Consider the following 2222-nt stretch of genomic DNA (forward strand, 5'->3'; position numbering starts at 1 on the left):
ATCACTGGGGGCTGCCGCCCCCAGACCCCCGCTTCGGCCTGGACGGCCTCGTCCTCAAACGCCGGACGGGCTGGATGTAGCTGACCTGGGTTGATAAGCGATTTGCTTCTGTCCGGCCGTCTGACGTAGCGTTGCACTCACAACGGCGCGGGGTGGAGCAGCTCGGTAGCTCGCTGGGCTCATAACCCAGAGGTCGCAGGTTCAAATCCTGTCCCCGCTACTGAAGGCCGAGGGCCGGAATCCGAAAGGGTTCCGGCCCTCGGTGTTTCTACGGTTGGTGGCCCACCGCCTCTTCGTACAGCGAGCGGTCCACCGTCCTGGATTCCGGCAGTGCCGCACCCTTGGAGACGCCCGCCGCCTTGTACGCGGCCTGAAGGCGGGTCGTCGTCCCCCCGCGGATCTCCCAGTCCATCGTGAGCGACGGGGTCGACTTGAGGACCGCCTCGTCGGTCTTCAGGAGTTTGGCGAGGTAGGCGACGAAGGACGGGTCCGCCTTGTAGTCGCCGGCGAAGTACGTGTTCACCGTGCGGATGTAGGCGCGGAGGAGGGCCACGCCGGCGTTCACGTCGTCGTTCAGGAGGCTGGGGCCGTAGAGCATGCCGCCCAGGGGCTCGCCCAGTGGCTGGCCGCCCAGGAAGGCGTACTGGGGGTTGTCGTCGACCTTGCGCCAGACCGGGTCCAGGAGCCAGGCCGAGTCGGTGCCGCCGTTCTGGAGGGCGGTGAGGACGTCGGCCGAGCCGAGTTGCTGGTACTGGATCTTGTCGAGGCCGCCGCCGTGGGTCGCCAGGGCCTTCTCCATGGGGTACGCGATCACCGAGCCCTTGCCGATCATCGTGCCCATCCTGCGGCCCGCCATCCTGATGTCCGCCGCCGCCTCGCCCTTCTTCAGCTTCACCCAGAGGCCGCTCTTCGACTTCGGGTCGGGGGAGAAGTTGCCGGCGACCCACTTGATGTCGAAGCCGCCCTTGACGCCGTTCATGACGGCCGCCTCCGGGGCCGCCCACATCGCGTCGATGTCTCCCTTGGCCAGGAGCGGCAGTGCGTCGGGAGTCGGGAGGACCTTGAGCGTCACGTCCAGGCCTTCCTTCTTGAACTCGCCCTTGTCGACGGCGACTTCGAGCGGGGCCACGTACTCCGCGCTCAGCGTTCCCGTCGCGATCGTCAACTTCCGTGTTTTGGCGAGAGGTTGAGGGGAGGGGGCGAGGGGCTCGCAGCGGGCCGGTATGCGGGTGGGGGAGAGGCCCGCCGGATCTGTCCAGGAGGACTTGCCGCAGCCGTCCACCGGGGTGACCGTGCGGTGGCCCGGGGCGGTTGCGCCCGAAGTCCCGCTGTCCCCCGCGTACTTGGACGAGCAGCCCGCCGACGCCAGCAGGGCCGCGACGACAACCGCCGTACCGTAAGCGCGTCTTCTCATGACTGCCCCCGTCCTCGGTCCCGCGGTGCCCACGGTGTGAGCAACCTGCCTGCCACACGCACCAGTTCGGAGAAGACGACCCCCAGGACCGCCACGCACACGATGCCCACGAACATCACGTCGTTCTCGAACAGCGCGCGGGAGTCGAAGATCAGGTGGCCCAGGCCGTTCGTCGCCGCGATCTGTTCCGAGGCGACGATCACCAGGACCGCCACGCCCGCCGCTATGCGCGCGCCCACCAGGACCGCGGGGAGGGAGGCCGGGAGGAGGACGTGGCGGAACATCTGCCATGGAGTGGCGCCGAAGACCTGGCCCGCGTCGCGGTGGCCGGAGGGGATCGCCACCACCGCCGACATCGTCGAGATCCAGACGAAGAAGAAGACCGTCGTTGCGACAAGCGCTATTTGTGGGCCTTCGCCCAGCCCGAACATGTTCAGGAAGATGGGGAGCAGGGCCAGTTTCGGTACGACGTACAGGGCGTCCAGCAGTGGTTCCAGTGCGGCCCGGACCAGGGGCAGGGAGCCCATCAGCAGGCCCAGGGCGTAGCCGGCCGCCGTGCCCAGCGCGTAGCCGCCCAGGACGCGTCTGGTGGTGGCCCAGACATCCGGCCACAGGTCGCCCGCGGCGGCTCGGGTCCAGCCGTCGGAGAGGATCGTGGAGGGGGACGGGTAGACGCGGGGGTCTATCCAGCCCTGGGTGGCGGCCAGTTGCCACCAGAGGATCAGGGCGAGGGGGACCGCCACGGCGAGGGTGAGTTCCAGGGCGCGTCGGCGGCGGTGGGTGCGCAGGGGGTTGAGCTCTTGGGGGC

General features: G+C 68.9%; 2 protein-coding genes and 1 tRNA gene. 1 reads left to right on the top strand and 2 read right to left on the bottom strand.

The window, feature by feature from the left end; all coding sequences use genetic code 11:
* Nucleotides 1-146 precede the first annotated feature (146 nt).
* A tRNA-Met gene (locus AC31A1_RS50430) sits at nt 147-220 on the top strand.
* A 48-nt stretch (nt 221-268) separates the two neighbouring features.
* Here AC31A1_RS50430 and AC31A1_RS50435 read toward each other — a convergent pair.
* Nucleotides 269-1414, bottom strand: a complete 1146-nt coding sequence (locus AC31A1_RS50435) for an ABC transporter substrate-binding protein (protein WP_489659754.1) — start codon at nt 1412-1414, stop codon at nt 269-271.
* The coding region (locus tag AC31A1_RS50440) for an ABC transporter permease (RefSeq protein ID WP_489659755.1) at nt 1411-2222 on the bottom strand (812 nt) is incomplete at its 5' end. The genes AC31A1_RS50435 and AC31A1_RS50440, both read right to left, overlap by 4 nt.

The organism is Streptomyces sp. P5F9 (genome assembly GCF_057961495.1).

What these genes read in the sequence shown, in the direction of transcription:
- AC31A1_RS50435 (WP_489659754.1), bottom strand. Translation starts at nt 1,414, where the DNA reads ATGAGAAGACGCGCTTACGGTACGGCGGTTGTCGTCGCGGCCCTGCTG.